The organism is Streptomyces sp. NPDC004629, assembly GCF_042873595.1.
Classification (GTDB): domain Bacteria; phylum Actinomycetota; class Actinomycetes; order Streptomycetales; family Streptomycetaceae; genus Streptomyces.
Window position 1 is genome coordinate 1 of the sequence record NZ_JBIALO010000019.1, and the last position, 24,171, is coordinate 24,171.

General features: G+C 68.3%; 25 protein-coding genes and 1 tRNA gene. 21 read left to right on the forward strand and 5 right to left on the reverse strand.

All coding sequences use genetic code 11. The annotated features are described in order from the left end of the window. Positions 1-835 precede the first annotated feature (835 nt). The gene (locus ACFYTE_RS26660) at positions 836-2,008 is read left to right on the forward strand and encodes a DNA cytosine methyltransferase (protein WP_388715305.1); all 1,173 of its coding nucleotides are present in this window, start codon (positions 836-838) and stop codon (positions 2,006-2,008) included. Between the two features lie 23 nt (positions 2,009-2,031). Next, positions 2,032-3,114, forward strand: a complete 1,083-nt coding sequence (locus ACFYTE_RS26665) for a restriction endonuclease, SacI family (protein ID WP_388715308.1) — start codon at positions 2,032-2,034, stop codon at positions 3,112-3,114. A gap of 210 nt (positions 3,115-3,324) precedes the next feature. On the opposite strand, the gene ACFYTE_RS26670 is transcribed toward ACFYTE_RS26665, so the two are convergent. Beyond that, positions 3,325-4,422 carry a DUF1152 domain-containing protein gene (locus ACFYTE_RS26670; RefSeq protein WP_388715311.1) on the reverse strand — a complete coding sequence of 366 codons (1,098 nt, stop codon included), beginning with the start codon at positions 4,420-4,422 and terminating at the stop codon, positions 3,325-3,327. 80 nt (positions 4,423-4,502) lie between these two features. Here ACFYTE_RS26670 and ACFYTE_RS26675 point away from each other — a divergent pair, with 80 nt between their 5' ends. The 14 genes from ACFYTE_RS26675 (at position 4,503) to ACFYTE_RS26740 (ending at position 13,236) form a co-directional block, all read left to right on the forward strand. After that, positions 4,503-5,243, forward strand: a complete 741-nt coding sequence (locus tag ACFYTE_RS26675) for a GntR family transcriptional regulator (RefSeq protein ID WP_388715314.1) — start codon at positions 4,503-4,505, stop codon at positions 5,241-5,243. Between the two features lie 276 nt (positions 5,244-5,519). Then, a complete protein-coding gene (locus tag ACFYTE_RS26680) occupies positions 5,520-5,957 on the forward strand; it encodes an ATP-binding protein (protein WP_388715316.1) in 438 nt (145 codons plus the stop codon). Positions 5,958-6,046: 89 nt separating this feature from the next. Next, positions 6,047-6,775 carry a GntR family transcriptional regulator gene (locus tag ACFYTE_RS26685; RefSeq protein WP_388715319.1) on the forward strand — a complete coding sequence of 243 codons (729 nt, stop codon included), beginning with the start codon at positions 6,047-6,049 and terminating at the stop codon, positions 6,773-6,775. Between the two features lie 125 nt (positions 6,776-6,900). Further along, positions 6,901-7,251, forward strand: a complete 351-nt coding sequence (locus ACFYTE_RS26690) for a hypothetical protein (protein ID WP_388715322.1) — start codon at positions 6,901-6,903, stop codon at positions 7,249-7,251. A gap of 5 nt (positions 7,252-7,256) precedes the next feature. Continuing rightward, positions 7,257-8,630: an FtsK/SpoIIIE domain-containing protein gene (locus tag ACFYTE_RS26695; RefSeq protein ID WP_388715324.1), complete on the forward strand. Its 1,374-nt coding sequence runs from the start codon at positions 7,257-7,259 to the stop codon at positions 8,628-8,630. 84 nt (positions 8,631-8,714) lie between these two features. Continuing rightward, a complete protein-coding gene (locus ACFYTE_RS26700) occupies positions 8,715-8,921 on the forward strand; it encodes a hypothetical protein (protein ID WP_388715327.1) in 207 nt (68 codons plus the stop codon). After that, complete coding sequence (locus tag ACFYTE_RS26705) at positions 8,921-9,556, forward strand: DUF2637 domain-containing protein (RefSeq protein ID WP_388715330.1); 636 nt, start codon at positions 8,921-8,923, stop codon at positions 9,554-9,556. The genes ACFYTE_RS26700 and ACFYTE_RS26705 overlap by 1 nt, the downstream gene beginning before the upstream one ends. Positions 9,557-9,576: 20 nt before the next feature. Further along, on the forward strand, positions 9,577-9,771 hold the full coding sequence (locus tag ACFYTE_RS26710) for a hypothetical protein (RefSeq protein WP_388715333.1): 195 nt from the start codon (positions 9,577-9,579) through the stop codon (positions 9,769-9,771). Next, positions 9,771-9,962 carry a mobile element transfer protein gene (locus tag ACFYTE_RS26715; RefSeq protein ID WP_388715336.1) on the forward strand — a complete coding sequence of 64 codons (192 nt, stop codon included), beginning with the start codon at positions 9,771-9,773 and terminating at the stop codon, positions 9,960-9,962. Before ACFYTE_RS26710 ends, ACFYTE_RS26715 begins: the two co-directional genes overlap by 1 nt. A 9-nt stretch (positions 9,963-9,971) precedes the next feature. Then, positions 9,972-10,166 carry a hypothetical protein gene (locus ACFYTE_RS26720; RefSeq protein ID WP_388715339.1) on the forward strand — a complete coding sequence of 65 codons (195 nt, stop codon included), beginning with the start codon at positions 9,972-9,974 and terminating at the stop codon, positions 10,164-10,166. A gap of 14 nt (positions 10,167-10,180) precedes the next feature. After that, positions 10,181-10,426: a SpdD protein gene (locus ACFYTE_RS26725; protein ID WP_388715342.1), complete on the forward strand. Its 246-nt coding sequence runs from the start codon at positions 10,181-10,183 to the stop codon at positions 10,424-10,426. A 130-nt stretch (positions 10,427-10,556) separates the two neighbouring features. After that, complete coding sequence (locus tag ACFYTE_RS26730; RefSeq protein WP_388715344.1) at positions 10,557-11,858, forward strand: replication initiator; 1,302 nt, start codon at positions 10,557-10,559, stop codon at positions 11,856-11,858. Then, the gene (locus ACFYTE_RS26735; RefSeq protein ID WP_388715346.1) at positions 11,855-12,070 is read left to right on the forward strand and encodes an excisionase family DNA-binding protein; all 216 of its coding nucleotides are present in this window, start codon (positions 11,855-11,857) and stop codon (positions 12,068-12,070) included. The genes ACFYTE_RS26730 and ACFYTE_RS26735 overlap by 4 nt, the downstream gene beginning before the upstream one ends. Then, a complete protein-coding gene (locus ACFYTE_RS26740; protein ID WP_388715349.1) occupies positions 12,070-13,236 on the forward strand; it encodes a tyrosine-type recombinase/integrase in 1,167 nt (388 codons plus the stop codon). Before ACFYTE_RS26735 ends, ACFYTE_RS26740 begins: the two co-directional genes overlap by 1 nt. Before the next feature lie 89 nt (positions 13,237-13,325). Here the strand turns inward: ACFYTE_RS26740 and ACFYTE_RS26745 are convergent. Continuing rightward, positions 13,326-13,399, reverse strand: a tRNA-Gly gene (locus tag ACFYTE_RS26745). 636 nt (positions 13,400-14,035) lie between these two features. Between ACFYTE_RS26745 and dcd the strand changes: the two genes are divergently transcribed. Continuing rightward, positions 14,036-14,611, forward strand: coding sequence for a dCTP deaminase (gene dcd / locus ACFYTE_RS26750; protein WP_388715351.1), 576 nt, complete (start codon positions 14,036-14,038; stop codon positions 14,609-14,611). A 5-nt stretch (positions 14,612-14,616) separates the two neighbouring features. Next, positions 14,617-15,114, forward strand: coding sequence for a phosphoribosyltransferase (locus ACFYTE_RS26755; RefSeq protein WP_388715354.1), 498 nt, complete (start codon positions 14,617-14,619; stop codon positions 15,112-15,114). A 98-nt stretch (positions 15,115-15,212) separates the two neighbouring features. On the opposite strand, the gene ACFYTE_RS26760 is transcribed toward ACFYTE_RS26755, so the two are convergent. From ACFYTE_RS26760 to ACFYTE_RS26770, 3 genes are all read right to left on the reverse strand, one after another. Beyond that, on the reverse strand, positions 15,213-16,238 hold the full coding sequence (locus ACFYTE_RS26760) for a Yip1 family protein (protein WP_388715357.1): 1,026 nt from the start codon (positions 16,236-16,238) through the stop codon (positions 15,213-15,215). 162 nt (positions 16,239-16,400) lie between these two features. Continuing rightward, entirely contained in the window at positions 16,401-17,699 is a 1,299-nt protein-coding gene (locus ACFYTE_RS26765) for an FG-GAP repeat domain-containing protein (RefSeq protein WP_388715360.1), read from the reverse strand. A gap of 131 nt (positions 17,700-17,830) precedes the next feature. Beyond that, positions 17,831-20,098, reverse strand: coding sequence for a (Fe-S)-binding protein (locus tag ACFYTE_RS26770; protein ID WP_388715363.1), 2,268 nt, complete (start codon positions 20,096-20,098; stop codon positions 17,831-17,833). Positions 20,099-20,491: 393 nt separating this feature from the next. On the opposite strand from ACFYTE_RS26770, the gene ACFYTE_RS26775 reads away from it, so the two are divergent. From ACFYTE_RS26775 to grpE, 3 genes are all read left to right on the forward strand, one after another. Next, positions 20,492-21,511, forward strand: a complete 1,020-nt coding sequence (locus ACFYTE_RS26775) for an MraY family glycosyltransferase (RefSeq protein WP_388715692.1) — start codon at positions 20,492-20,494, stop codon at positions 21,509-21,511. Between the two features lie 94 nt (positions 21,512-21,605). Further along, positions 21,606-23,462: a molecular chaperone DnaK gene (gene dnaK, locus ACFYTE_RS26780; RefSeq protein ID WP_388715365.1), complete on the forward strand. Its 1,857-nt coding sequence runs from the start codon at positions 21,606-21,608 to the stop codon at positions 23,460-23,462. Beyond that, positions 23,459-24,148, forward strand: coding sequence for a nucleotide exchange factor GrpE (grpE, locus tag ACFYTE_RS26785; protein ID WP_388715368.1), 690 nt, complete (start codon positions 23,459-23,461; stop codon positions 24,146-24,148). Before dnaK ends, grpE begins: the two co-directional genes overlap by 4 nt. The last annotated feature ends 23 nt before the right edge of the window (positions 24,149-24,171 follow it).

Below are 24,171 nucleotides of genomic sequence, written 5' to 3' on the forward strand. Positions count from 1 at the left end.
CCGCCGCTGCCTCAAGCGCTACCTCGCCCGACGCCTCTACCGCCACCTCAACGCCGCCGCGGCTGAGTTGGGGGTTGACGGGACATAGAAGCTTCATTTGATCCGTAGCTTTGTAGAGATCGGTCAACGAGGGTCATACAGGCGGGAATTCGGTCTCTCAGGGTGGCTGCCGGTCATGGTCGGTTGCTGGGGTTGCTGTACTTCACTGCTGTACGCGACCCCGGCCTGCTCGCCTGTAGGGATGCCGCACACGGAAGCGCGTGACAGACGGCGGGCACCTTCGATGTGACCCATCCGAACCTCAGCCGACGACAGTCAGCCACGACGGCGGGTGCGCCGCCCGATCAGGCGCGCGTATGTCTCGCTGCACCCTCGCTGGCCTCAGCCACGCTGCCATGTCGTCGACCAGAGAAAGTTGCGTCGGCGGAAGCGCGGCGGTGAGACCTTGGGCGATGACCTCTTCGTCCCAAAGCAACTTGTGCAGGGCTACGGCCTTGGGCTGGTGTGCCTCTCACCTGTGCTGACGTCCATGCTCGTCCGCCGTTGTTCGTCGGTGTTGTCACGCAGTTAGACACTCACCTGGTGTGGATCTCGGTGAGCCGGATCAGCGCACGTCAGCTCAGTTCTCCGGGCGCAGCCGTAACCCTCCCAGTGTCACAGATCAACTCCAGTAGCCCAGGTCACAGCGGGGTGGGGGTGGTCACCTGTGGGTGCCGACCGTCAGCGTTGGTCAGATTCGCACGGCCCAGGGATGGCCCAAGCCCCACCTGGCTGATGCATTCCAAGCATCCCCACAGCCTCGGGACACGCAACAAGGTTGCGCTACTGTGGCGCGGTGAATCTCGAGTTGCCTGTGATCAGTCTCTTCTCCGGTGCGGGTGGCTTGGACTGCGCCGTGGAGCGCTGCGCCGAGCCGCCACTAACCCATGATGGCAGCGGATCACCACTTCGTGTTGCCGTGGCAACGGACTACGACGAGACAGCTCTGCAAACGCTCGCCCGAAACTTTCCTCACACTAAGGCGTTGTGCGGAGACATCCAGACCATGCCAACTCAAGAGATCTTGGAAGCAGGCGGACTGCAGCGTGGCGATGCCGCCCTGCTGATTGGCGGCCCTCCATGCACACCGTTCAGCAAGTCTGGCTTCTGGATTGAAGAGAAGCGGAACAGTGCCGACCCAAACGCCTCCCTGCTTGACGAATACGTTCGGGTGGTTCGTGAGAGTAAGCCTGAAGCGTTCATTCTAGAGAATGTTCAAGGGCTCACCTACAAGACACATAAAGCTCAGTTTGATCGCCTCATTGAGGGGTTGCGAGACGCAGGCTACAACCCTGCGTACAAGATCCTTCTTGCCGCAGAGCATGGCGTCCCTCAGCTCCGTCGAAGGGTTTTTGTCGTAGGGCGCAGGGATGGAAAAGAATTCCGCTTTCCTCAACCCACGCATTCCGGCGAATCAGAACGCGATCGTGTCGTCGATCATTCGAAGATCCCATTCGTCGGACTAAGGCAAGCATTCCAAGGGCTACCGAAAGAGCCAATCGACCTGAGCGATATCGTGGAAGGCACGTACGCCGATCTGGCTGCCGAAGTACCGCCGGGACAGAATTACCTATGGCACACTGACCGCTACGATGGACACAATGTCTTCAAGTGGCGGAGTCGGTACTGGACTTTTCTCCTGCGCGCAGAACCCGACCGTCCTTCCACAACACTTCAAGCGCAGCCGGGCCCCTGGGTAGGCCCCTTCCATTGGGAAAACATCCAGAACGGAAATGGCGAATCCCGCGCTCGCCGATTCACCGTTTCCGAGATGAAGCGCATCATGACTTTCCCTGACGAGTTTAAATTCGCAGGCGGGCGACGCGAAGTGCAGAGGCAAATCGGCAATGCCGTCCCAGTGGAGCTAGGGAAGGTTGTCGTTCGTGCCCTCATGGAGCAGATGGGGCATGTAGAACCCATGCTCGATACGGAAGAGCAAGCCTATAGTGGACAGCTTTCCCTGATCTAGCGCCTCCCGGGGGTGGGGTAAAAATGGGAATTCGAATCGACAAGCGAACAGCCGATTATGTACTGAGGGCAGCATTCGCTGAAGCCACGGAGGCGAGCGACCTTCCAGAGTACTGGATTCACCTCGCGCAGACCTTGCGCGAGGAGCAGGCCCCTCGGACCTACACGCCGGCCTTGTGCGTCGCCCTGCTGGCGAGATCATGCAACGAAGCCGTGGATCCGCTATCCATCAAGGATTCGTACAGCGATCGCACGTACTCCCAGAGGACTCTGGCACATGGCGTTCTGGTGCCCCTATCCGTGGAATTGGGCTTCGATCTTAAAGCTACAGGGCGGGAGCCGCTAAACAACCAGCCGTTCTTCCGTTACGATCACTACTCCGAAATTGAGCGAATTCTTCCAAGCGCTCGACCATATTTTGAGCGCCTCCAATCTGCTTTGCATATGGTGGACATCGAAAAGTACACACGTCAGCAGGCTCAGTCCGCCCTAGCTGCTGTCCTGGTGGTATGCATCGAAGCGAACCGTAAGAAGCGGCAGGTTGTGGGCGGTAGTGCAATTGTCGAAGCGAGCCTGATCACTCAGACGGAAGCCTTCGTAACATCCGGCGTCGACATGCCGCGGAAGCTCCAGGCATGCGTAGCGGCTGCGCTCGACATGACTTATCCCGAAGTGGCTTCACGGAGGCTAAACGACCCTTCAAGGGATTTCCCTGGAGACGTACACGCACTCCGTGAGGACGGCTCGCCGCTGCTCGCCGTAGAGGTGCGCGGAAAGCCGGTAACCTCCGAAGAACTTGAGCAATTCGTCCGCAGCGTCACCGATGCGGATATACCTAGGGCTGCTCTCGTGGTTCACGCCGCTGGTCACAGGTCTCTCATTTTGAATGAAATGACGGCCATAAGACTTGAGCAGAAATATGGCCGAGTAGTTAAAATCAGCGAAAGCGTCTCTTCCTTCATGCGGGATCTCTTCGTCTGGTCAAGTCGCGACACAATCCAAATCCTGTCCTCTTTCCCGGATGGCATGTATAAGCGCATGGCCGAAATTGAAGTCGCCCAACGGGAATTGGATCGCTGGGCGGACCTATTTCCGGACGAAGGATAATTATTCCCCGCGCTACGCGGTAAACGCCGTGCCCTCAGAGGTCCGTGGAGCCGACCGCCCCAGCCACAGAGGATGTTTCCGCCTCGTGCCCGCAGTCGCCGAGCGCGCCGCCGGGCGCGGCCAGCCGGGGCGCAGACAGGAGGCAGGCCGCGCCGCAGAGGCGGCGCGCGCCCGCGCCGTGCGCGGGCCTTGAACCCGTGAAGAAGGTTGTTACTCAGGTCGTGTTGTGATGCGCCACAGGGGCGCTTCGTACTGTTCCGGGTGGCTGTTGATGAGCAGCTCGCGCAGGTCTTCGCGCTGATGGCCGTTGAGGTTCAGGACCTCGGTGAGGTGCCGGAACGTGGTGTGGGTGATTCCGCGGCTGCGGGCCTCGGTCTCGAAGTTGTCCAGCTTGCTCAAGATCGCTTCGGGGTCCAACTCCGAAGGGGGCTGCTCGCTCAGCCATGCGGCCTTGTTGCGCTCGTAGTCGATTTCGGAGTAGCCGCAGATCTCGCGGCTGTGAGTCTCGACCTCGCTCAGGTCGATCGTCGTCATGATGGCGCGGGCCAGTTGGTTTCGGCTCAGCGCGTCGTCGATGTCCACCTCATGGATCACCGGGCCCTCATCTGTGAGTGCCACAGGGAGCCCAGCATCCCGCACCTCACAGGTGCCGCGTACCCCTCGCGCAGTGGCTGCGAGCATCCCCGTTGCCTCGGACGGGTGCCACTCCAGGACCGAGCTGGCCGACTCTGTGTCCTTCGCTGTGAAGGTGTGGACGATCGGGCCGAGAAGGTCACGCAAGTCGTCTAGCGGGAGTTCGCCGTCCAGGCCGGGACCGGCCACCAATAGGCGGATGGGCGCATTTATCTGGCAGCACGCCGCCAACACCAGGGCATCGGCAAGCGGGCTCTTGAGCGTCGGTTCGTCGCCTCGGGCCAGGATGTCGCCGCCGACGTCCAGGAGATCGATGGACTCGGGCTCCAAAAGGCTGACCAGCTCTTCGAGTTGCCGGGTGACGCCTTCAACGCCCTGGTGCGGGTCGAGCAGCGCGAACGTATGCGGGAGCCCCGCCGCGAGTCGCGGGAGCGTGGAACCTGCCGGGGCGATCGGCCGGGCCTCGGCCGGCACAGCCGACACGGATGGGGTGAGCTGTTCCAGGCCGGTGAAGTCGTGGGCGCCTCGGGGTCCCGGTACTGGGTCGATCAGCAGGCGGTCCCACGCGTAGGTGAGGATCACCGCCCGGTCCTCGTCGCCGTACAGGGCGGCGTCAAGCATTGTGGCGGCGACAGCGTCGCCCCCTCCTCCTGCTGCGACGATCAACCGCGTCATGGTGACAGCGTACGGGGTCGGTCATTTGCCACTCACTCTATAGTGGCTAGAGGCCATAGCCACTTGGACAAGGAGGGGGCATGCCTCAGATCGAGGAGGCTCAGCCGAAGTATCTCCAGATCGCGCACTTCATCCGGGATCAGATCCTGCGGGGAGATCTGAGGCCCGGCGATGAGGTGCCGTCGGAACGGCAACTCGCCGCCGACTGGAAGGTATCGAGGCCGACGGCAGCCCGCTCGCTCGAAGCGCTGAGTCATCAGGGCCTGGTCGAGAAGCGGCAGGGGTCGGGCACCTACGTTCGGAGCCTCGAAGTGAACCGCCGCGCTCGGGAGCTGTACGGTCGCGCTCGCCAGACGGGGAAGATCTACACCCCTGGGGAGTACGCGGTCATCACGTCGGCGGGCTGGCTGGAGGCGCCGGATCACGTTGCTGAGGCGCTGGGCCTGGCGAAAGATCGGCGGACCGCGCACCGCCGGCGCATCACGAACAACCAGGACGGGCCCATCACCCTGTCTACCTCGTGGTTCGCTCCAGACGTCGGCCAGAAGGCTCCCAAGCTCCTCGATCCCGAGCGGATCCAGGAGGGCACTCTGATGTACGTCGAGAACGTGACTGGTCGGCAGGGGAGTTACGCCGAGGATCGCATGTGCGCGCGGGCTGCCACCGACGCGGAGGCGGCGGATCTGAAACTGGCCCCTGGTACAGCGGTGTTGATCGTCCACCACGTCGTCTTCGATCTCCAGGACAGGCCGTTGGAGTTCGCCGAAGCGACTTACCCGCCTCATCGCTGGGCGTTCGAGCAGGGCTACCCCCTGACCTGACGGAGCGTCAGTTGTGCTGAACCGCTTGCACATTCAAGTGGCTAATGCCACTATCCAGTAAGTGGCTAAGGCCACTCACTGGGAAGGGGGCACGGCGTGACGAGTCAGCGGCCGGATCAGGGCGCGCACTTAGCCTGCCGGGGATGCCGGGGACGTGGCTGGAAGCGTGTCAGCTCGCGTACTGCGCTGGCGCTCTCCGCCGTCAATGACCGTGCCCGTGCCACATCGAAGCGGCGGTGCCTCGACTGCGACGGCACCGGCAAGGAGTGAGCACGGATGGGCGACAGCATCCACGGGCGTAACCGACCTGGTCCGGAGTCCCTCGGAGCGATGACCTTGCACCCGCTTCCGGACTCGGTGCCGATGGCACGGCGCTGGTTCCGGAAGTTCATCGCACCGTACGGTCCGGCCTGTTCGGTCGATGACTGCGTACTGATGATCTCCGAGCTGGTCACGAACGCCATCCGCTACGGGCGGTCGGATGACACCTGGGTTGTTCGCGTGGAGTGGTTCCGAGACGGATCCGCGCTCCGCGTAGAGGTGCACAACCCCGGGTTCCCGGCGAGTGTGCGGATGCGCCGGCCGGATGCCAACGATGCGCACGGGCGGGGCCTCCTCCTGGTCGACTCCATCGCCGACTCGTGGCACTCGGGCCCGAGTCGCCACGGCGGTACGGTCGTGGCCTTCGTGATGGCCGATGCCTGGCGGTCCTGAGGGCGCTCCGGGCCTCGTCTACTCCTGCGGCCGAACACTCGCTAGTCTGGTTGACCAGTTGACTTGGCCAATCTCGACGGGCGGCGTTCATGGCGTATGAAGTGGAGCCACCGAAGTACGTGCGCCTCGCGCAGACGATTCAGCGCCGCATCGAGGACGGCACGTACGCGCCCGGCACCCGGGTTCCCAGTGAGAACCAGTTGGTGCAGTCCTTCGGGATGTCCCGCCCGACCGTCGTGCGGGCGCTGGAGCTGCTGAAGCGGGATGGCTGGCTGGAGTCCCGGCAGGGGTACGGCACGATCGTGCGCGGGCGGCCGGCGGTCGTCGCCGAGAAGGACCGCCGAGGGCGTGAGGCTCTGGAGCGTGACGAGACGCTCACCGCGGGGCGCCTGATCGGGGTCGGCGAAGAGTCCGTCCCTCCCCGGATCGCCTCGGCGCTCGGGTTGCCCAAGGGGGCCAAGGCGCTGGTGCGACGGTTCCTTGTAGAGGACGACGGCGAACCGGCCGAACTGGTCACCTCGTACTTTCCCGCCGCCCTGGTCGACGGCACGGAGCTGGCTGTCGGCGAACCCTTGAGCGGCAGCGGCCGTGAGCACCTGGAAGCGCGGAAGAAGATTCGCTTCGACCACGTGACAGAGCGCGTGTCCGCTCGGCTGCCTGAGGCCGAGGTGGCTCGGCTGCTGGGGCTGCCGGACGGCGTGCCCGTTCTGGGGGTCCTCGTGATCGCCCGTGACGCCTCAGGGCAGGCGCTCCAAGTCTCTGACGTGCTCCTTCCGGCGGACCGGCAGGAACTCGAAGACACCTACCGTCTGAACTGAGCCCCGTGCGGGGTGAGTTGATTTCGAAGCTCACTTGACAAGTCAACCTGGCAACTCTAACTTCGAACTTGCTAAGTCAACTTGTCAGGTGATGGGTTGACCGACTCTTTGAAGGAGAAATCTCTGTGCGTGTGATCCGTATCGACACCTCGTCCGCGACGATCCTGCTGACCGAAGCGCCGGCGCCGAAGGTGCGCGACCGGCAGACCGGCGAGATCGCCAAGGATGCGATCACAGGTGAGGGGCTGATGACGGTCGGCGTCGTCTTCATCGACGAGGGTGAATCGTCGCTGATCCAGGTCACCGTGCCCGAGAGCGGTGTCACGGACGGCCTGACCGTCGGCGCTCCCGTCTCGCTCCCGGGCCTGATTGCCCGGCCCTGGGAGAGCGTGTTCAACGGCCAGCAGCGGCACGGCATCGCCTACCGGGCGTCCGCTCTTGCTCCGGGCGCCTTCCCGCTGGCTGAGGCGGTCTGATCGACGTGACCGACCTGACGACGGTGGCCGAGCTGGGCGGGGTCCTCGCCGCGATAAGCGGTGCGGCCTACGCCCGGCACGCCCACCCGGCGGCGTATTGGTCCACGATCGGCCTGCCTGCCTCGGTGGTCCGGCTGCTGGCCTCGTACTCCTCGACCATGGACGCGTGCGGCCTGACGGTCGAACCGTCCCGCTGGCGGGCACTGGCCCTCAAGGCGACCACTCGCCGCGAGATCCGGCCGGTCCCGCCCCGCCGGGGCCTGATCCGCCCCACCTCGACCGGCCTGCGGATACGGCTTCGGCTGGCCTCCGGCCAGGAACCTGCGGACATCGCGGCCTCGGCCGAACGGCTCCGTCACGCCTGGGGCGTGCACGCCGTGTACGTGCGGGACGTCAAGCCCGGCGTGGTCGAACTGCGCTTGGTCGGCTTCAACGTCCTGCGCAAGGTGCGGATGCCGCGCCGGTCCCGCGGTGGCTTCCTCCGGGTACCGGTGGCGCTGCGGGAGGACGCGACGGCGTTCTTACGCGACTACCGCGCCGTACCTCATGAACTGGTCCTCGGCGCCACGTTGTCCGGCAAGTCCATGTACCTGCGGAACCTGCTCACCGGTCTCGCTGCTCAGCCGGTGGTCCTGGTCGGCGTCGACTGCAAGCGCGGTGTCGAACTGGCACCCTTCGCGCCCCGCCTCTCCGCGCTCGCGACCGACCCGGCACAGGCGGCTGAGCTGCTTCCCGTGCTCGTGAAGGAAATGGAGGACCGCTACGACCTGATCAAAGCCCGGCAGGGCATCGCACTCGGCACCCCGGATGAACTGATCACCTCGGACGTCTGGGGCCTGCCGGAAGACGAACGCCCCGCCCCCATCGTGCTGTTCATCGACGAGGTGGCCGAACTCTTCCTCGTCGCCTCACGGAACGACGAGGAACGGCGGGACGAGATGGTCACTCACCTGATCCGACTCGCCCAGCTCGGCCGCGCCGCCGGAATCTACCTGGAGGTGTGCGGGCAGCGGTTCGGCGCCGAACTGGGCAAGGGAGCGACCATGCTCCGGGCCCAGCTCACCGGCCGCGTCTGCCGCCGCGTCAACGACGAAGCCTCCGCGAAGATGGCACTCGGCGACATCGCCCCCGAGTCGGTGTACGCGGCTTGTTCCATCGCCGCCGAGCTGCCCGGCCTGGCCGTGGCGGGGGATACCTCCGGGGGCTGGTCCCGTATGCGCACCCCGTACCTCTCCCTCGCCGACGCTGCGGCCGTCTGCCGCGAGACGGCTGATCTCGCCCCGGACGTACCGGTGCTCGCCCCGTTCCGCCCGTACGTGCCGCCCGTGTCTCCTGGCGACTCGGGGACGGCCCCCGCCCCGCTCCTTGTGACCGAGTAGCCACCGCCGTTCCACCGGCCGGCGCGGCCGGTACCGCGCCAAGTCCCTACCCCCGCCATGCCTGAAGAAGGGACGGCATCTGTCATGTGTTCCGCATACGAGGACTTCACCCGGACCGTCGTCATGCTCGGCCGCCTCGCCCTGTACGCACACACCGTGGACGCGGACGCCGACTTCATCGCCGCCGTGGGCTCGTCCCTGGCCGCGTCCTTGCCCGAACCGCCGCCCGGTGTCCTCCCGCCCGGCTACGACCCCAGCGCCGGACCCGAATACCCGGGTGAGGTGTCCTGATGTCCCACACCGTCCTCCGCCCGGATGCGGTCCTGGTCCAGGCCGTCATCGCCGGTGCCCTGTCTTTCGCTCACCTGCACGACCTTGCCGCCGCTGCCGGACAGGACGGCTGGAAGGCATGGGCCTACCCGATCAGCGTGGATCTGCTCCTGGTCGCCGCGTGGCGGCGGCTCCGTTCCGGCGGGGCCAAGGCGGGCGCCTGGTGCTGGTTCCTCGTCGCGTTGACCGCGTCGCTCGGCGCAAACATCGCCACGGCCGGACTGCTCGACCTGGACGCCGTACCGGCCTGGCTGCGCATCCTCGTCGCCGGATGGCCGGCCGTCGCCTTCCTCGGCGGAACCCTGCTGGTCCACGGGGCACCGAAGACGGACACCGCGCCGACCCCGGAGGTGCGTCGGACAGTCCGGGACGACGCTCCGACGGCGGCCCCCTCTGCTCCCCAACTCCCTACCACCGCAACGGCATCGCCTCCGTCCGCGACAACCGCCGTGCCGCCCGCCCTGGTCGCCCATGCACGCAAAGTCGCCGACGACCACCGCACGCGGACCGGAACCCCCATCGACACCACGACACTTCGCGCCCGGCTCGGCGTCCCGTTGCCGCTCGCCGAAGCCATCGCCGCCCAACTCACCTGACCTCTGGAGAACTTCCGCCCATGCGTCCCTCCACGCTCCGCGTGCTCAACCGTGCCGCCGAGCTGACCCGACAGAACCGCTTCACCGAAGCCGTGCTCATCGCCGAACCGGTGATCCTCGCCGCCGACAGCGACGAGGGCGCCGAGATCCGCCGCTGGCTCATCGACCACGCCACCGACTTCACCGACAAGCCCTCACGAAAGGAGATCGGCTGATGCCCGCCAACCGCCGCTTCCGCCGAGTCGTCCGCGTCGGCCCCGTCCAGGTCGGCACGTCGTACGACGGCCGGGGCCGGGAGAAGCACACCGCCGCCTGCACGGCGCCGCGCTGCGGTTTCTCCACGGACTACGACAGCCGCGCCGCCGCCGAGCTGGCCGCTCGTACCCACCGCTGCGCCGCCCGCTGAGTAGGGCCTGTGACCGTCTCGCTCCCGCTCGTCCTCGTCCTGGGCGTCATCGCCTGGCTTGCGATCCGGTTCCTCGGCGTCCGCCTCTGGGTCGCCGTCGTGATCGCCCTGTTCGGCTTCTGGCTCTCCCACACCTTCCTCGCCCCCGCCATCGAGTCCGGCACTCGCTCCGGGGTCGGCGTGGTCAACGGCACCGACAAGTGACAAGGAGATCAGCCATGTTCCGCCCCAAACTGCCCGACGTCCCCACGCTGCCGACGACCCCCGTCGTCCCGCAGCAGACGCAGGCCCCGGCCCCCTTCGCCGGCCGGTCGCTCACGCCCTACGCGGGCGCGGTCGCCGCCGTGGTCGTCGTGGGTGTCGTCCTGACGGCGCTCCTGGCGGCCGTCGCCATCACGGCCGTGTCCGTGGCCATCGCCGCCGTGGTCCTGCGCTCGCTCCTCAACGGCGCCAATAGGCGCTGACCGGCCGCCGGGGCGGCAACACGCCGCCAAGCATCCCGCCGCCCCGGGGCCGTCCCTCGCAACCGCCGAAACAGCCGAAAGGAACCCCATCATCACCCGGCAGACTTCGCCCCCACTGGCGGAACTCTCCATGTTGGCCTCTCTCGGCACCATGCCCGAGCTGGCCCGCCAACTCTCCGGCCTGGGCGGCTGCACCCATCCCGTCCGCCTCGACGGCCACCGCACGGAGTACGCGGTCGACAGGACGACCGGCGAGATCGGCAACGTCCTGCACCACCTCGACTCCGCCACGCTCCCCGCGGGGCAGCTCCTGGTCCGCTGCAACAACCGCCGTGCGACCCGTTGCGCCGCTTGCGCCGAGACCTACCGCCGCGACACGTACCACCTGATCACCGCCGGACTGCGCGGCGGAAAGGGCGCTTCGGAACAGGTCGCTACTCACCCTCGTGTCTTCGCCACCCTGACTGCTCCGAGCTTCGGCCTGGTCCACAACCGCCCCAACGGCGGCCGAAACTGCCGCTGCGGCACCCGCCACGACGAACACGATCCTGCCCTGGGCACCCCCCTCGACCCCGACACCTACGACTACGAATCCGCGGTCCTCTGGAACGCGCACGCCGGTGCCCTGTGGCGGCGCTTCTCGATCTACCTCCGCCGAGAGGTGGCCAAGCGCACCGGCCTCACTCAACGGGCCTTCCGCGAGCACGCTCGCATCTCCTTCGCGAAGGTGGCCGAGTACCAGAAGCGCGGTGCGGTCCATTTCCACGCGGTCATCCGCCTCGACGGCCCGGAAGGAGGAGAGACGGCACCCCCGGCGTGGGCCTCGACCACGCTCCTCACCGACGCCATCCAAGCCGCCGCCACCGCCGCCCGCATCGCCGGACCCGAAGTCGACGGCCGTTCGTACCGCTTCGTCTTCGGCCGCCAACTCGACGTGCGCCCGATCCGTTCCGCCGACTTCGACGGCGGCCAAGAGCTGACCGAGCGGGCCGTAGCGGCGTACATCGCCAAGTACGCGACCAAGGGCGCGGAGACGGCCACGGGCACCCTGGACCGCCCGATCCGCTTCCTCGCCGAACTCGCCCAAGCCCGGATCACCGACCACGCCCGGCGCATGATCCGAACAGCCTGGTCTCTCGGCGCACGGGCCGACTTGGCAGACCTCCGCCTACGTGCCTGGGCGCACATGCTGGGCTTCCGCGGCCACTTCTCCACCAAGTCCCGCCGCTACTCGACCACGCTCGGCGCCCTCCGCGACGCCCGTGCCGAATGGCGCCGCGCCCAAGCCGCACCGCCTGTCCCGCAGGACTGCGAAACCACGCTCGTCCTCGCCCACTGGGTGTTCGCCGGAACCGGCCTCAGCACCGCCGAGACCTGGCTAGCGGCCTCTCTCGAACCCGCCCCGGGAACGGAAGGAGAACCGACCACATGAACATCGACCGTCATCTCTCAGTGGACCAGGTCGCCGAGCTGCTCGGCACGACCGCTCGCTTCCCCCGGCGGCTGATCGAGGAGCGGCGCATCCGGTACGTGAAGGTGGGGCGGCACGTCCGCATACCTGAGAGCGCCGTTCAGGAGTACATCGACGCCCGGACCGTCCAGCCGTTCAGGCTCCGCCGTACGAGCCTCCGGAGGGCTGCCTGATGGCCAACAAGAAGGGGAGACGTAGGCGCTTCGGTGCCGTGCGGCAGTACCGCTCCGGCAAGTGGACGGCGTCCTATCTCGGCCCGGACGGTGAGCGTATCCGGGCGGAAGGGACCTTCGAGACCAAGAAGGACGCAGAGATCTGGCTGTCCCAGGTCGAAGCCGACCTCAGCCGCGGTGACTGGCGTGCGCCCGACGCCGGGGCGGTCGGCTTCCGCGAGTACGCCGAGAAGTGGGTGGAGGAAAGGGAATTGGCCGTGCGTACGGTCGACCTCTACAAGCACCTGTTGCGGCTCTACCTCCTCCCGACTTTCGGGCCGCTCGACCTGGACGAGATCACCGCGCCTCGCATCCGGGAATGGCGGGCTGAGCGGCTGCGCGTGACGGCGGCCAAGACAACCGTCGCCAAGTCGTATCGGCTGCTGAAAGCCATCCTCGAAACCGCTGTCGATGACGACCTGATCACACGCAATCCCTGCCGGATCAAGGGTGGCGGCAAGGAGACGGCTGCCGAACGGCGCATCGCCACCGTGGCCCAGGTGGACGCCCTCGCGGACGCTGTCGGGATTCGCTGGCGGCTCATGGTCTACCTCGGCGCCTACGGCCCGATGCGGCCCGAGGAACTGGCTGGCCTCCGCCGCCGGGACGTCGACCTGGAACGTCTCGTGATCCGGGTCCGTGTCGCCGAGCCGGAGCGGACGAACGGGCGACGGGCCCCGGGGGAGACCAAGAGTGACGCGGGTGCTCGGTCCGTCGTCCTTCCGGGCTTCCTCCACAAGGAGGTGCGGCAGCACCTTGCCTGGTACGCCGAGAAGGGGCCGGACGGCTTGGTCTTCGTCGGGGAGAAGGGGGCGCCGTTCCGTCGGACGTCCTTCGGGCGGAAGTGGCGGCGGGCTCGCACGGTCGCTGGTCTTCCGGACGGCTTCCGGTTCTACGACCTTCGTCACACCGGGCACACCCTCTCGACCCGGTCCGGCGCCACCCTCAAGGACACGATGGTGCGCGCCGGCCAGTCGTCCGAGAAGGCGGCGCTGATCTATCAGCATTCGGACAACGAGCGGCAGCGGGACGTGGCGGCCGGGCTGGATGAGATGGTGCGGGCCGCGCGGGCGAAGCGTCAGAGCGACAACTCCGCGCACCACAAGGAGGGGCCCGCCGGAAGTTAGTCAGCCTTTGTGGTGCGGATGTGGTGCGCGCACCGCACACCGGTCTAGACAACAAAGAACCCCCGGGTCCATGACCTGGGGGTCTCCACTGGAGCGGGTGACGAGAATCGAACTCGCGCTCTCAGCTTGGGAAGCTGATGTTCTACCATTAAACTACACCCGCGTAAGACGCCGACCGGAGTCGGTGTCCGAACGCTCGGTTACTCTACCTCATCGCAGGCCCCCGGTGCTGACGCCGTGGGCCTGAGCGCGTTTCAGGGGGTGGGATCCGGGTGCGGGGGGCCGGAGTTGGGGCGTACGGTGGGGGCGTGGAAGAGGGGCCGGGTGGGCCGGAGCGCCGCCTGGAGAGTCGTCTCTTTGATCCCGTAATGTGGCTTTTGTCGTCAGGGTAGTTGGCCAGACGCGGCTCTTGGGGAAGGGACTCTTGGACTTGATGGAACGTACCGTCGTCCGCTGTGCCGATGGGCACGTGTTCAGCACCGCTTCGTTCCCGATGCAGCAGGCCGAGCGGCTCGGACCCGGCCGGCTCGTCCGGTGTCCGCGGTGTGCCCGGCTCCGCAGCGTGGTGCCGGTCGCGCTTGAGAAGCAGTGATGCAGAGAAGCAGCAGGACAGTGCAGTAGGCAGTAGCGGCAGTGGCAGGGGTTGGCGAGAGCTTGTGGCTGTCGTCGAAGTGAGAGGTGGTAGCCGGTAGCGCGGCTGCCGCCGAACGGGGCGTACCGGCGCTTCGCCGGTCGTTCCGTCCGCGCGCGGAGTCGTCGCGATTGTCACGGCTCCGCGCGCCTTGCGTATCCTCGGGACGTGCTTCTCTCAGACAAGGACATCCGGGCCGAGATCGACGCCGGGCGGGTGCGGATCGATCCCTACGACGAATCCATGGTGCAGCCGTCGAGCGTCGACGTGCGGCTGGATCGGTTCTTCCGGGTGTTCGAGAATCACCGGTACCCGCACATCGACCCCTCCGTCGAGCAGACCGATCTGACCCGGCTCGTGGAGCCGGACGGCGACGAGCCGTTCATCCTGCACCCCGGGGAGTTCGTGCTCGCCAGCACGTACGAGGTCATCACGCTGCCCGACGACCTCGCCTCGCGGCTGGAGGGCAAGAGTTCCCTCGGGCGGCTCGGGCTCGTCACGCACTCCACCGCGGGCTTCATCGACCCCGGGTTCTCCGGGCACGTCACGCTGGAGCTGTCCAACCTCGCCACCCTGCCGATCAAGCTCTGGCCGGGCATGAAGATCGGGCAGCTGTGCATGTTCCGGCTGACCTCGCCGGCCGAGTTCCCGTACGGCAGCGAGCGGTACGGGTCGCGGTACCAGGGGCAGCGCGGGCCCACCGCCTCCCGCTCCTACCTCAACTTCCACCGGACGCAGGTGTGAGCGGCGTGACCGACATACGCGAGAACCTGACCTACGAGCGGTTCGGCGTCGCCGTGCGCGAGATGGCGCAGGCCGTCGCGGACGACGGTTACGAGCCGGACATCGTGCTCAGCATCGCGCGGGGCGGGGTGTTCGTCGCGGGTGGGCTCGCCTACGCCCTGGACTGCAAGAACCTCCACCTGGTGAACGTGGAGTTCTACACCGGTGTGAGCACCACGCTGGAGATGCCGGTGATGTTGGCGCCCGTCCCGAACCTGATCGACTTCTCCGAGAAGAAGATCCTGATCACCGATGACGTCGCCGACACCGGCAAGACGCTCAAGCTGGTGCGCGACTTCTGCCTGGACACGGTCGCCGAGGTGCGGTCCGCCGTGATCTACGAGAAGTCGCAGAGCCTCGTGAAGTGCGAGTACGTCTGGAAACGCACCGACGCCTGGATCAACTTCCCGTGGTCTGTGTTGCCGCCCGTGGTGCGGCGGGCGGGGCAGGTGCTCGACGCCTGAGAAGGCGCGGAAAGGCGCGGAGAGGCACGGATGGGCCGGGCGAAGGGCCCCGGTGGTCGGGGCGGGTGCCTGGGGCCCTTCGGGGGTGTCGTGGTGGGCTAGACCGTGCCCAGCTTCACGATCGACAGCAGGGCGATCAGCTGGATCGCCGACGCGCCGAGCGCCCTCGGCCACGGCAGGTCGTGGGAGCGGCTGACCATCAGGGTCAGCAGGGCGCCGCCCGCGAGCCAGGTGGCCCAGCCGAGGAGCTGGACGAAGCCCGCGTCGCCGCCGAAGAACATGGCGACGACCAGGCGGGGCGCGTCCGTGACGGACATGATCAGCATGGACAGGCCCACCGTGGGCTGCCATGCGCCGTCGCCGCCGAGCTGACGGGCCAGGGTGTGGGTGACCACGCCCAGGACGAACGCGCTCAGCACCATCGCGACGGCGGTGATCAGGACGATCGGGACGGCGTTGGAGAGCGTCGCGTTGATCGCCTCCTCACGGGCCCCGTCGAAGCCGAAGACGGCGAGGAGGCCGTAGAGGAAGGTCACGATGAGGGCCGGGCCCCACATCGTGTAGTCCCGCATCCGCAGGAACGTCTGGTTGGGTGCGACGACGATGCCGCGCAGCAGCTCCTTCCAGTGCAGGCGCGGGCCGATCGGTCCGGCCGGGGCCGAGCCCGCCCGGTAGGTCTCGCCCTGCTGGTACGGGTCCTCGTCGATCGAGAACGCCTGGGTGTGGCCCGGCTGGTTGGCCGCGTACGGGTCGTGGCCGCCCTGCGGGTAGCCGCCCTGGTGGCCGTAGCCGTCGCCGAAGTACTCCGGGCCGTCGCCGCCCTGGCCCGGGTGTCCGCCGCCCCCCTGCCGCCACTGGCCGCCGTCGCCGTACCGCGGCCGCTGCTGCGGGTGCGGGTGCGGCGCGGGGGGATAGCCGTACGACGGGCCGTACGACTGTCCCTGCCGGCCCTGCGGGGCCTGCTGTCCGTACGGGGGGTTCTGCGGGCGCGCTTGCGGGGCCCGGTCGTCCCGGCCGCCGCGTCCGATCCTGAATCCAGCCACGGCATCGAACGTACCTGGTCCCGCCGAGTGGCGTGCCGGGCCCGGGCGTTCGGGGCCGGCTTTGCGGCCGAGCTGTGACATCCCCTAGGGGAGCCCCGGGGGGAGGTGTAGGGGGCCCTTCCCCGGGGTCCCCGGGGAAGGGCCGTGGGGGAGCGCCCCCGAAGGGGTGCGGGGAACTGCGCGACCAGCCACGATGGTGCCGCAGACGGCCGACGGCACGGCGCCGCGCATCCAGCGGAGCGCTCAGCGGGCCAGGAACTCCGAGCTGGAGAAGGTGACCGCCGGCTTCGGCTCGACCAGGCCCCTTCCGGCGCCCCGGTACACGGTGATGGTGTCCTTCGTCTCGCCGCGGTACGTCCGCAGCGCCAGGTCGGCCCGTCCGTCGCCGTCGAAGTCGCCCACGGTCAGGACGCGGGTGGTGCCGCGGGCGGGCGGGGTGACGGTGACGGTGTCCCGGGCCGCGAGGCCCGCCGTGCTGCCGGGGACGATCCGCAGCCGGGAGCCGCTGGAGACGAGGTCGTCGTGGCCGTCATCGTCGAAGTCGGCGGTGTCGAGCACCGAGCCGGGAGCGGCCAGGGTGGCGCGCAGGGGAGTGGGCAGGTCGTAGCGCAGGGCCGTCTCCGCCATGCCGCCGATCGCCGCGTCCAGGGCCGGGCCGCGGCCGAAGCGGCCGATCGCCACGTCGCTGCCGGTGGGCAGTCGGACGCCGGTGCGCGTCGGACCGTCGGGGCCGCCGTGCACCACCGCCGAGACGGCGGGGCCGGTGGCGGCGCGGACGACCAGGTCGTCGTAGCCGTCGCGGTCGATGTCGGCGGCGGGCCCGGTGGGCGCCTCGCCCGGGGCGGGGATCGGCGCGCCGGCCGCGTGCGGGGCGCCGGCCCGGCTGAACGGGCCCCGCAGGTACGACAGCCGGCCACCGGAGGCGTGCACCACGAGGTCGGCCCTGCCGTCCCCGTCGAAGTCGCCGCACACCGGCTGGTCGGGCCAGTCGTCGCCGAAGCGGGCGCGGGCCGGGACGGTGAGCGGCACGGCCCGGCCGGTCAGGCCCGCGGGGGAGCCGAACAGGATCTGCAGCGGCACCGGGGGCGCGCCCTGGCCGTCGTAGGGCGGGTCGGTCGACACGACGAGGTCGGTGAAGCCGTCGCCGTCCAGGTCGCAGCCTGCCTCCGGGTCGAAGACGGCGGGGAGCCGGCCCTTCGTCGGCGCGGCCTGCTTGCGCGGGCTGAGCAACTGCCGTGCGCCGGGCCGGAGTCCGCGTGCGCTGCCGTACACGATGCCGATACCCGCGTCGTCCTCGTGGCTCCGCGCCTTCACCAGGTCGCCGAGGACGAGGTCGGTGAAGCCGTCGCCGTTGAAGTCGTCGGGGACCTCGCTGCCGGTGCCGCGCGGTACGGGGAGCAGGGCGGGGGCGTCGGCGACGGTGACCGGGCCGCGGTCGGCGGGGCCGGCGTCGGGGGTGCCGGGGCCGCAGGCGGCGAGGAGCAGACTGCCGCAGCCGAGCGCCGCCACCGCTGCCGCTGTCCGTCTCCCGTTCGTTCGCACGCGCACCGCTCACCCCGCCAGCCCCGTCGACAACGATCCGGCCATGATGCACGTGTGCGGGAGACGGCGACACCCCCGCGGCCCGGCGGGGCGCGAGGGTGTCGGTACGTCCGGGGGCCGGCTCCGCCGGGTCACTTCACCGGTTCGGGCTCCGGGGCGCCGTGCGTCTCCGGCTCGCCCGCCGGGTCGATGGGCGTCTTGACGGAGTCGAGGAGGAGTTGGGCGACGTCCACGACCTGGATGGATTCCTTGGCTTTGCCTTCGTTCTTCTTGCCGTTGACGGAGTCGGTGAGCATGACGAGGCAGAAGGGGCAGGCGGTGGAGACGATGTCCGGGTTCAGGGAGAGGGCTTCGTCGACGCGTTCGTTGTTGATGCGTTTGCCGATCCGTTCCTCCATCCACATGCGGGCGCCGCCGGCGCCGCAGCAGAAGCCGCGTTCCTTGTGGCGGTGCATCTCCTCGTTCCTGAGGCCCGGGACGTTGGCGATGATCTCGCGCGGGGGTGTGTAGATCTTGTTGTGGCGGCCCAGGTAGCAGGGGTCGTGGTAGGTGATGATGCCCTCGACCGGGGTGACGGGGATCAGTTTGCCCTCGTCGACGAGGTGCTGGAGCAGCTGGGTGTGGTGGATGACCTCGTAGTCGCCGCCGAGTTGCGGGTATTCGTTGCCGAGGGTGTTGAGGCAGTGCGGGCAGGTGGCGACGATCTTCTTCGCGGACTTCGGCTTCTTGGTCGACTCGTCCTCGTCGTCCTCGCCGAAGGCCATGTTCAGCGCGGCGACGTTCTCCATGCCCAGTTCCTGGAAGAGGGGTTCGTTGCCGAGGCGGCGGGCGGAGTCGCCGGTGCATTTCTCGTCGCCGCCCATGATCGCGAAGGTGACGCCTGCGATGTGCAGGAGTTCCGCGAAGGCCTTGGTGGTCTTCTTGGCGCGGTCCTCCAGGGCGCCGGCGCAGCCGACCCAGTACAGGTACTCGACGTCGGTGAGGTCCTCGATGTCCTGGCCGACGACGGGGACGTCGAAGTCGACCTCCTTGGTCCATGCCAGGCGCTGCTTCTTGGCCAGACCCCAGGGGTTGCCCTTCTTCTCCAGGTTCTTGAGCATCGTGCCCGCCTCGGAGGGGAACGCGGACTCGATCATCACCTGGTAGCGGCGCATGTCGACGATGTGGTCGATGTGTTCGATGTCGACCGGGCACTGTTCGACGCAGGCGCCGCAGGTGGTGCAGGACCACAGGACGTCGGGGTCGATGACGCCGTTGGCCTCGGCGGTGCCGATCAGCGGGCGTTCGGCCTCCGCGAGGGCCGTGGCGGGGACGTCCTTGAGCTGTTCGGCGGTGGCCTTCTCCTCGCCCTCCGTGGTCTTGCCGCCGCCGGCCAGCAGGTAGGGGGCCTTGGCGTGGGCGTGGTCCCGCAGGGACATGATCAGCAGCTTCGGGGAGAGCGGCTTGCCGGTGTTCCAGGCCGGGCACTGCGACTGGCAGCGGCCGCACTCGGTGCAGGTGGAGAAGTCCAGCAGGCCCTTCCAGGAGAACTGCTCGACCTGCGAGACACCGAAGACATCGTCGTCGCCGGGGTCGGCGAAGTCGATCGGCTTGCCGCCGGAGGTCATCGGCAGGAGTGCGCCGAGGGAGGTCTCGCCGGTGGCGTTGCGCTTGAAGAAGATGTTCGGGAACGCGAGGAAACGGTGCCAGGCCACACCCATGTCGGTCTTCAGGGCGACCGTGATCATCCAGATGAAGGACGTGGCGATCTTCAGGCCGGCGAAGAAGTAGGTGAGGTTCTGCAGCGTGGAGACGTCCATGCCACTCAGCGCGGAGACGACCGGGTACGACACGAAGAAGGACGCCTCGTAGCCGTCCACGTGGTGCTGGGCGCCCTCCAGGGCGTGCAGCACGAAGATGCAGACGCCGACGATCAGGATGACGGCCTCGACGAAGTACGCCTGGCCGAAGTTGGAGCCCGCGAAGCGGGACTTGCGGCCCGGCCGGCGCGGGTGGCTGAGCTGCCGGACGGCGATCAGCACCAGGATGCCGATGACCGTCATGGTGCCGATGAACTCGACGAAGACGTTGTACGGGGCCCAGTCGCCGATGACCGGCAGGAGCCAGTCCGCCTGGAACAGCTGGCCGATCGCGTTGACGATCGTCAGCAGCAGGGTGAAGAAGCCCACCGCCACGAACCAGTGCGCCACGCCGACGACACCCCAGCGGTTCATCCGGGTGTGGCCGAGGAACTCCTTGACCACGGTGATGGTGCGCTGTGTGGGGTCGTTGGTCCGGGTCCCGGCCGGCACCGGCTGGCCCAGGCGCATGAAGGCGTAGAGCTGGAGGAGGGCGCGGCCGAACAGTGCCACGCCGACCACGATCAGGACCAGCGACACGATGATCGCGACGAGTTGCATTGGGGCTCCTGAGGCGGCCTCGAAATTACTAAGCGGTAACTTATGCAGTTCGTCTGAGACTACCCCCATCTTCCTTCGCACTGTAGCCGGGCGCGGAGTGATCTGAGTCGCCTGACCACCACCTGAGCAACCAGCGGGCCGCCGGGCTCGACCGGGGCCGGGCTGGGCAGTTGGGTGCGGGCCCGGCGGGCTGGATGGGGGTTCGGTCGGGGGCCGTGGTCGGGTGCGGGCTGGACGGAGCGCGGGGGCGGCCCCCGGAGAGGGCGCGGGGAACTGCGCGCTCTCCGCCGTCGGGGGAGTTCCTCGGGGCTGAGGGCCCGGCAGGCGGTGGGATTGTGTTATTCGATCGTGTTATTCATGGGTAATTGCACCGTTCACGCCTACTTTGGAGCCGTGCTCTACGGGATTCTCGCCGCCTCCACCGCCCTCCTGCTCACCGCCGTGCTCGCGGCGCTGCTCCGTGCGCCCGCGCTGCGGGCCGGTGTCGTCGACCGGCGCTGCCGGCGGCCCGTGCCGCTGTTCGGCGGCGCGGCCGTCGTCCTCGTCACCTGTCTCGTCGCCGGCGCGGGCCAGTGGACGCGGGTCGCGCCGCTCGGCGACGGCGTCGGCCGGCTGCTCCTCGCGGGCGCCGGGGTCGCCCTGCTCGGGCTGGTCGCCGACGTGTGGCGGCTACGGGCCCGGGTGCTGGTGGCCGGTACGGCGGTGGCGGCCGCCGCGGTCGTACCGTACGAGGAGATGGGGGTGGCGGCCGGGCTGCCTGCCGTGGCGTGGATCGTGTTCGTGGCGCTCGCCTTCCGGGCCCTGGACCACGCCGACGGGCTCGCGGGAACCGTGGGCGTGGTGACCGCCTTCGGCGTGGGGGCCTGCGCCGCCGCCGAGGTGATGGACGGGCTGGCCGTGCTGCTCAGTGTGCTCGCCGCCGCGCTCACCGGGTTCCTCATGCACAACTGGCATCCCGCGCGGATCGGGCTCGGCGCCTGCGGCTCACTGTTCACGGGGTTCCTGCTGGCCGCGGCAGGCGTGTTCACCCGGGCCGGATACGGGATCGGGTCCAGCGCGGGGGTGCTGTTCTCGCTGACCGCCCTCGCCGGCGTCGACGTGCTGCTCGTCGCGGTGTCGCGGCGGATGGCCCGCAGGCCGCTGCTGCGCGAGGGCCCCGACCATGTGGCGCACCGGTTGCGGCGGCTCGGGCTCACCCCGCAGGGGGCCACCGTGCTGGCGGCGCTGGTGGCGTTCTCCGGAGTGCTCGTCGGGGTGCTCGCGCACACCGGGTGGGCGGGCGAGGAGAGCGTGCTGTGGGTGGCGGGTGGGGCGCTGATCGTCGTCCTCCTGCTGTTGCGCGTTCCGGCGTACGGGCCCCGCCGTATGGCGTCTTCGCAGGTCAGCGCCCAGTTGCGTGTAAGGAGCGGATAAGAGTTGAGTCCGGCTGACTCAGGTCTGTTGACCCAGCGGGCCGCCTCGTGCACACTTGAGTCCGTTCCACTCAAGTCAGCTGGAGGAAATCACCATGGCACGTGCGGTCGGCATCGACCTGGGCACGACTAACTCCGTCGTCAGCGTTCTGGAGGGCGGCGAGCCCACCGTCATCACCAACGCAGAGGGCGCCAGGACCACGCCGTCCGTCGTCGCCTTCGCCAAGAACGGCGAGGTGCTCGTCGGCGAGGTCGCCAAGCGCCAGGCGGTCACCAACGTGGACCGGACCATCCGTTCCGTGAAGCGCCACATGGGCACCGACTGGAAGATCCAGCTGGACGGGAAGGACTTCAACCCGCAGCAGATCTCCGCGTTCATCCTGCAGAAGCTGAAGCGGGACGCCGAGGCCTACCTGGGCGAGAAGGTGACCGACGCGGTCATCACCGTCCCCGCGTACTTCAACGACTCCGAGCGCCAGGCCACCAAGGAGGCCGGCGAGATCGCGGGCCTCAACGTCCTGCGCATCGTCAACGAGCCCACCGCGGCCGCGCTCGCCTACGGCCTCGACAAGGACGACCAGACGATCCTCGTCTTCGACCTCGGTGGCGGCACCTTCGACGTGTCCCTCCTGGAGATCGGCGACGGCGTCGTCGAGGTGAAGGCCACCAACGGCGACAACCACCTCGGCGGTGACGACTGGGACCAGCGCGTCGTCGACTACCTGGTCAAGCAGTTCCAGTCCGGCCACGGCGTGGACCTGTCCAAGGACAAGATGGCCCTCCAGCGTCTGCGTGAGGCCGCGGAGAAGGCCAAGATCGAGCTGTCCTCGTCCACCGAGACCTCGATCAACCTGCCCTACATCACCGCGTCCGCCGAGGGCCCGCTGCACCTGGACGAGAAGCTGACCCGCGCCCAGTTCCAGCAGCTGACCGCGGACCTGCTGGAGCGCTGCAAGACCCCGTTCCACAACGTCATCAAGGACGCCGGCATCCAGCTCGGCGAGATCGACCACGTAGTCCTCGTCGGCGGCTCCACCCGTATGCCCGCCGTCGCCGAACTGGTCAAGGAGCTGACCGGCGGCAAGGAGGCCAACAAGGGCGTCAACCCGGACGAGGTCGTCGCCATCGGCGCCTCGCTCCAGGCCGGTGTCCTCAAGGGTGAGGTCAAGGACGTCCTGCTCCTCGACGTGACCCCGCTGTCCCTCGGTATCGAGACCAAGGGCGGCATCATGACCAAGCTGATCGAGCGCAACACGACGATCCCGACGAAGCGTTCGGAGATCTTCACCACGGCCGAGGACAACCAGCCGTCGGTGCAGATCCAGGTCTACCAGGGCGAGCGGGAGATCGCGGCCTACAACAAGAAGCTCGGCATGTTCGAGCTGACCGGTCTGCCGCCGGCGCCGCGCGGCGTGCCGCAGATCGAGGTCTCCTTCGACATCGACGCCAACGGCATCATGCACGTCACGGCGAAGGACCTCGGCACCGGCAAGGAGCAGAAGATGACCGTCACCGGCGGCTCCTCGCTGCCGAAGGACGAGGTCGACCGCATGCGCGAGGAGGCCGAGCGCTACGCGGAGGAGGACCACAAGCGCCGCGAGGCCGCCGAGACCCGTAACCAGGGCGAGCAGCTGGTCTACCAGACGGAGAAGTTCCTCAAGGACAACGAGGACAAGGTCCCGGGCGAGATCAGGACCGAGGTCGAGGCCGCCGTCGCCGAGCTGAAGGAGAAGCTCAAGGGCGAGTCCGCGGACGGCGACAACACGGCCGAGATCCGCAGCGCGACGGAGAAGGTCGCGGCCGTCTCCCAGAAGCTGGGCCAGGCCATGTACGCCGACGCCCAGACCGGGCAGGCCGCCGCCGGCACCCCGGGTGCGGCCGGGGCCAAGGCCGACGACGATGTCGTCGACGCCGAGATCGTGGACGACGAGCGCAAGGACGGTGCCGCGTGACGGAGGAGACCCCGGGCTTCGACGAGAAGCCCGACGTCCCCTCAGGCGCCACCCCCGAAGACGCCGAGCCGCAGGCCGCCTCTCCCTCTCCGGAGGAGGCGGCGGCCCCGGCAGGGGACGCGAATCAGAACGCCGGCCTGGTGGCTCAGCTGGACCAGGTCCGTATGGCGCTGGGCGAGCGCACGACGGACCTCCAGCGCCTCCAGGCCGAGTACCAGAACTACCGCCGCCGCGTCGAGCGCGACCGGGTCGCGGTCCGGGAGGTCGCCATCGCGAACCTCCTGACCGAACTCCTGCCCGTGCTCGACGACATCGGCCGCGCCCGGGAACACGGCGAACTCGTCGGCGGTTTCAAGTCCGTCGCCGAGTCGCTGGAGACCGTCGCGGCGAAGATGGGCCTCCAGCAGTTCGGCAAGGAGGGCGAGCCCTTCGACCCGACGATCCACGAGGCCCTGATGCACTCGTACGCGCCGGACGTCAGCGAGACGACGTGCGTGGCGATTCTGCAGCCCGGGTATCGGATCGGCGAGCGCACCATCCGCCCCGCGCGGGTGGCCGTGGCCGAACCCCAGCCCGGGGCGCAGCCGGCCAAGGCGGAGGGCGGCGACGAGAGTGCGGCGGGCGGTTCCGGCGGCTCGGCCGGCTCCGCTGACGACAAGGAGAACGGTGGCCCGGAGGAGGGCTGACGTAAGCATCGAGCGGAAGGAGG

Bases quoted from the DNA above. Each gene is read 5' to 3' on its own strand.
- ACFYTE_RS26715 (WP_388715336.1), top strand. From the start codon at position 9,771: ATGCCCGCCAACCGCCGCTTCCGCCGAGTCGTCCGCGTCGGCCCCGTC.
- ACFYTE_RS26680 (WP_388715316.1), top strand. From the start codon at position 5,520: ATGGGCGACAGCATCCACGGGCGTAACCGACCTGGTCCGGAGTCCCTC.
- dnaK (WP_388715365.1), top strand. From the start codon at position 21,606: ATGGCACGTGCGGTCGGCATCGACCTGGGCACGACTAACTCCGTCGTC.
- ACFYTE_RS26735 (WP_388715346.1), top strand. From the start codon at position 11,855: ATGAACATCGACCGTCATCTCTCAGTGGACCAGGTCGCCGAGCTGCTC.
- ACFYTE_RS26670 (WP_388715311.1), bottom strand. From the start codon at position 4,422: ATGACGCGGTTGATCGTCGCAGCAGGAGGAGGGGGCGACGCTGTCGCC.
- ACFYTE_RS26710 (WP_388715333.1), top strand. From the start codon at position 9,577: ATGCGTCCCTCCACGCTCCGCGTGCTCAACCGTGCCGCCGAGCTGACC.
- ACFYTE_RS26730 (WP_388715344.1), top strand. From the start codon at position 10,557: ATGTTGGCCTCTCTCGGCACCATGCCCGAGCTGGCCCGCCAACTCTCC.
- ACFYTE_RS26665 (WP_388715308.1), top strand. From the start codon at position 2,032: ATGGGAATTCGAATCGACAAGCGAACAGCCGATTATGTACTGAGGGCA.
- ACFYTE_RS26740 (WP_388715349.1), top strand. From the start codon at position 12,070: ATGGCCAACAAGAAGGGGAGACGTAGGCGCTTCGGTGCCGTGCGGCAG.
- ACFYTE_RS26770 (WP_388715363.1), bottom strand. From the start codon at position 20,098: ATGCAACTCGTCGCGATCATCGTGTCGCTGGTCCTGATCGTGGTCGGC.
- ACFYTE_RS26685 (WP_388715319.1), top strand. From the start codon at position 6,047: ATGGCGTATGAAGTGGAGCCACCGAAGTACGTGCGCCTCGCGCAGACG.
- ACFYTE_RS26700 (WP_388715327.1), top strand. From the start codon at position 8,715: ATGTGTTCCGCATACGAGGACTTCACCCGGACCGTCGTCATGCTCGGC.
- ACFYTE_RS26705 (WP_388715330.1), top strand. From the start codon at position 8,921: ATGTCCCACACCGTCCTCCGCCCGGATGCGGTCCTGGTCCAGGCCGTC.
- ACFYTE_RS26675 (WP_388715314.1), top strand. From the start codon at position 4,503: ATGCCTCAGATCGAGGAGGCTCAGCCGAAGTATCTCCAGATCGCGCAC.
- ACFYTE_RS26760 (WP_388715357.1), bottom strand. From the start codon at position 16,238: ATGTCACAGCTCGGCCGCAAAGCCGGCCCCGAACGCCCGGGCCCGGCA.
- ACFYTE_RS26725 (WP_388715342.1), top strand. From the start codon at position 10,181: ATGTTCCGCCCCAAACTGCCCGACGTCCCCACGCTGCCGACGACCCCC.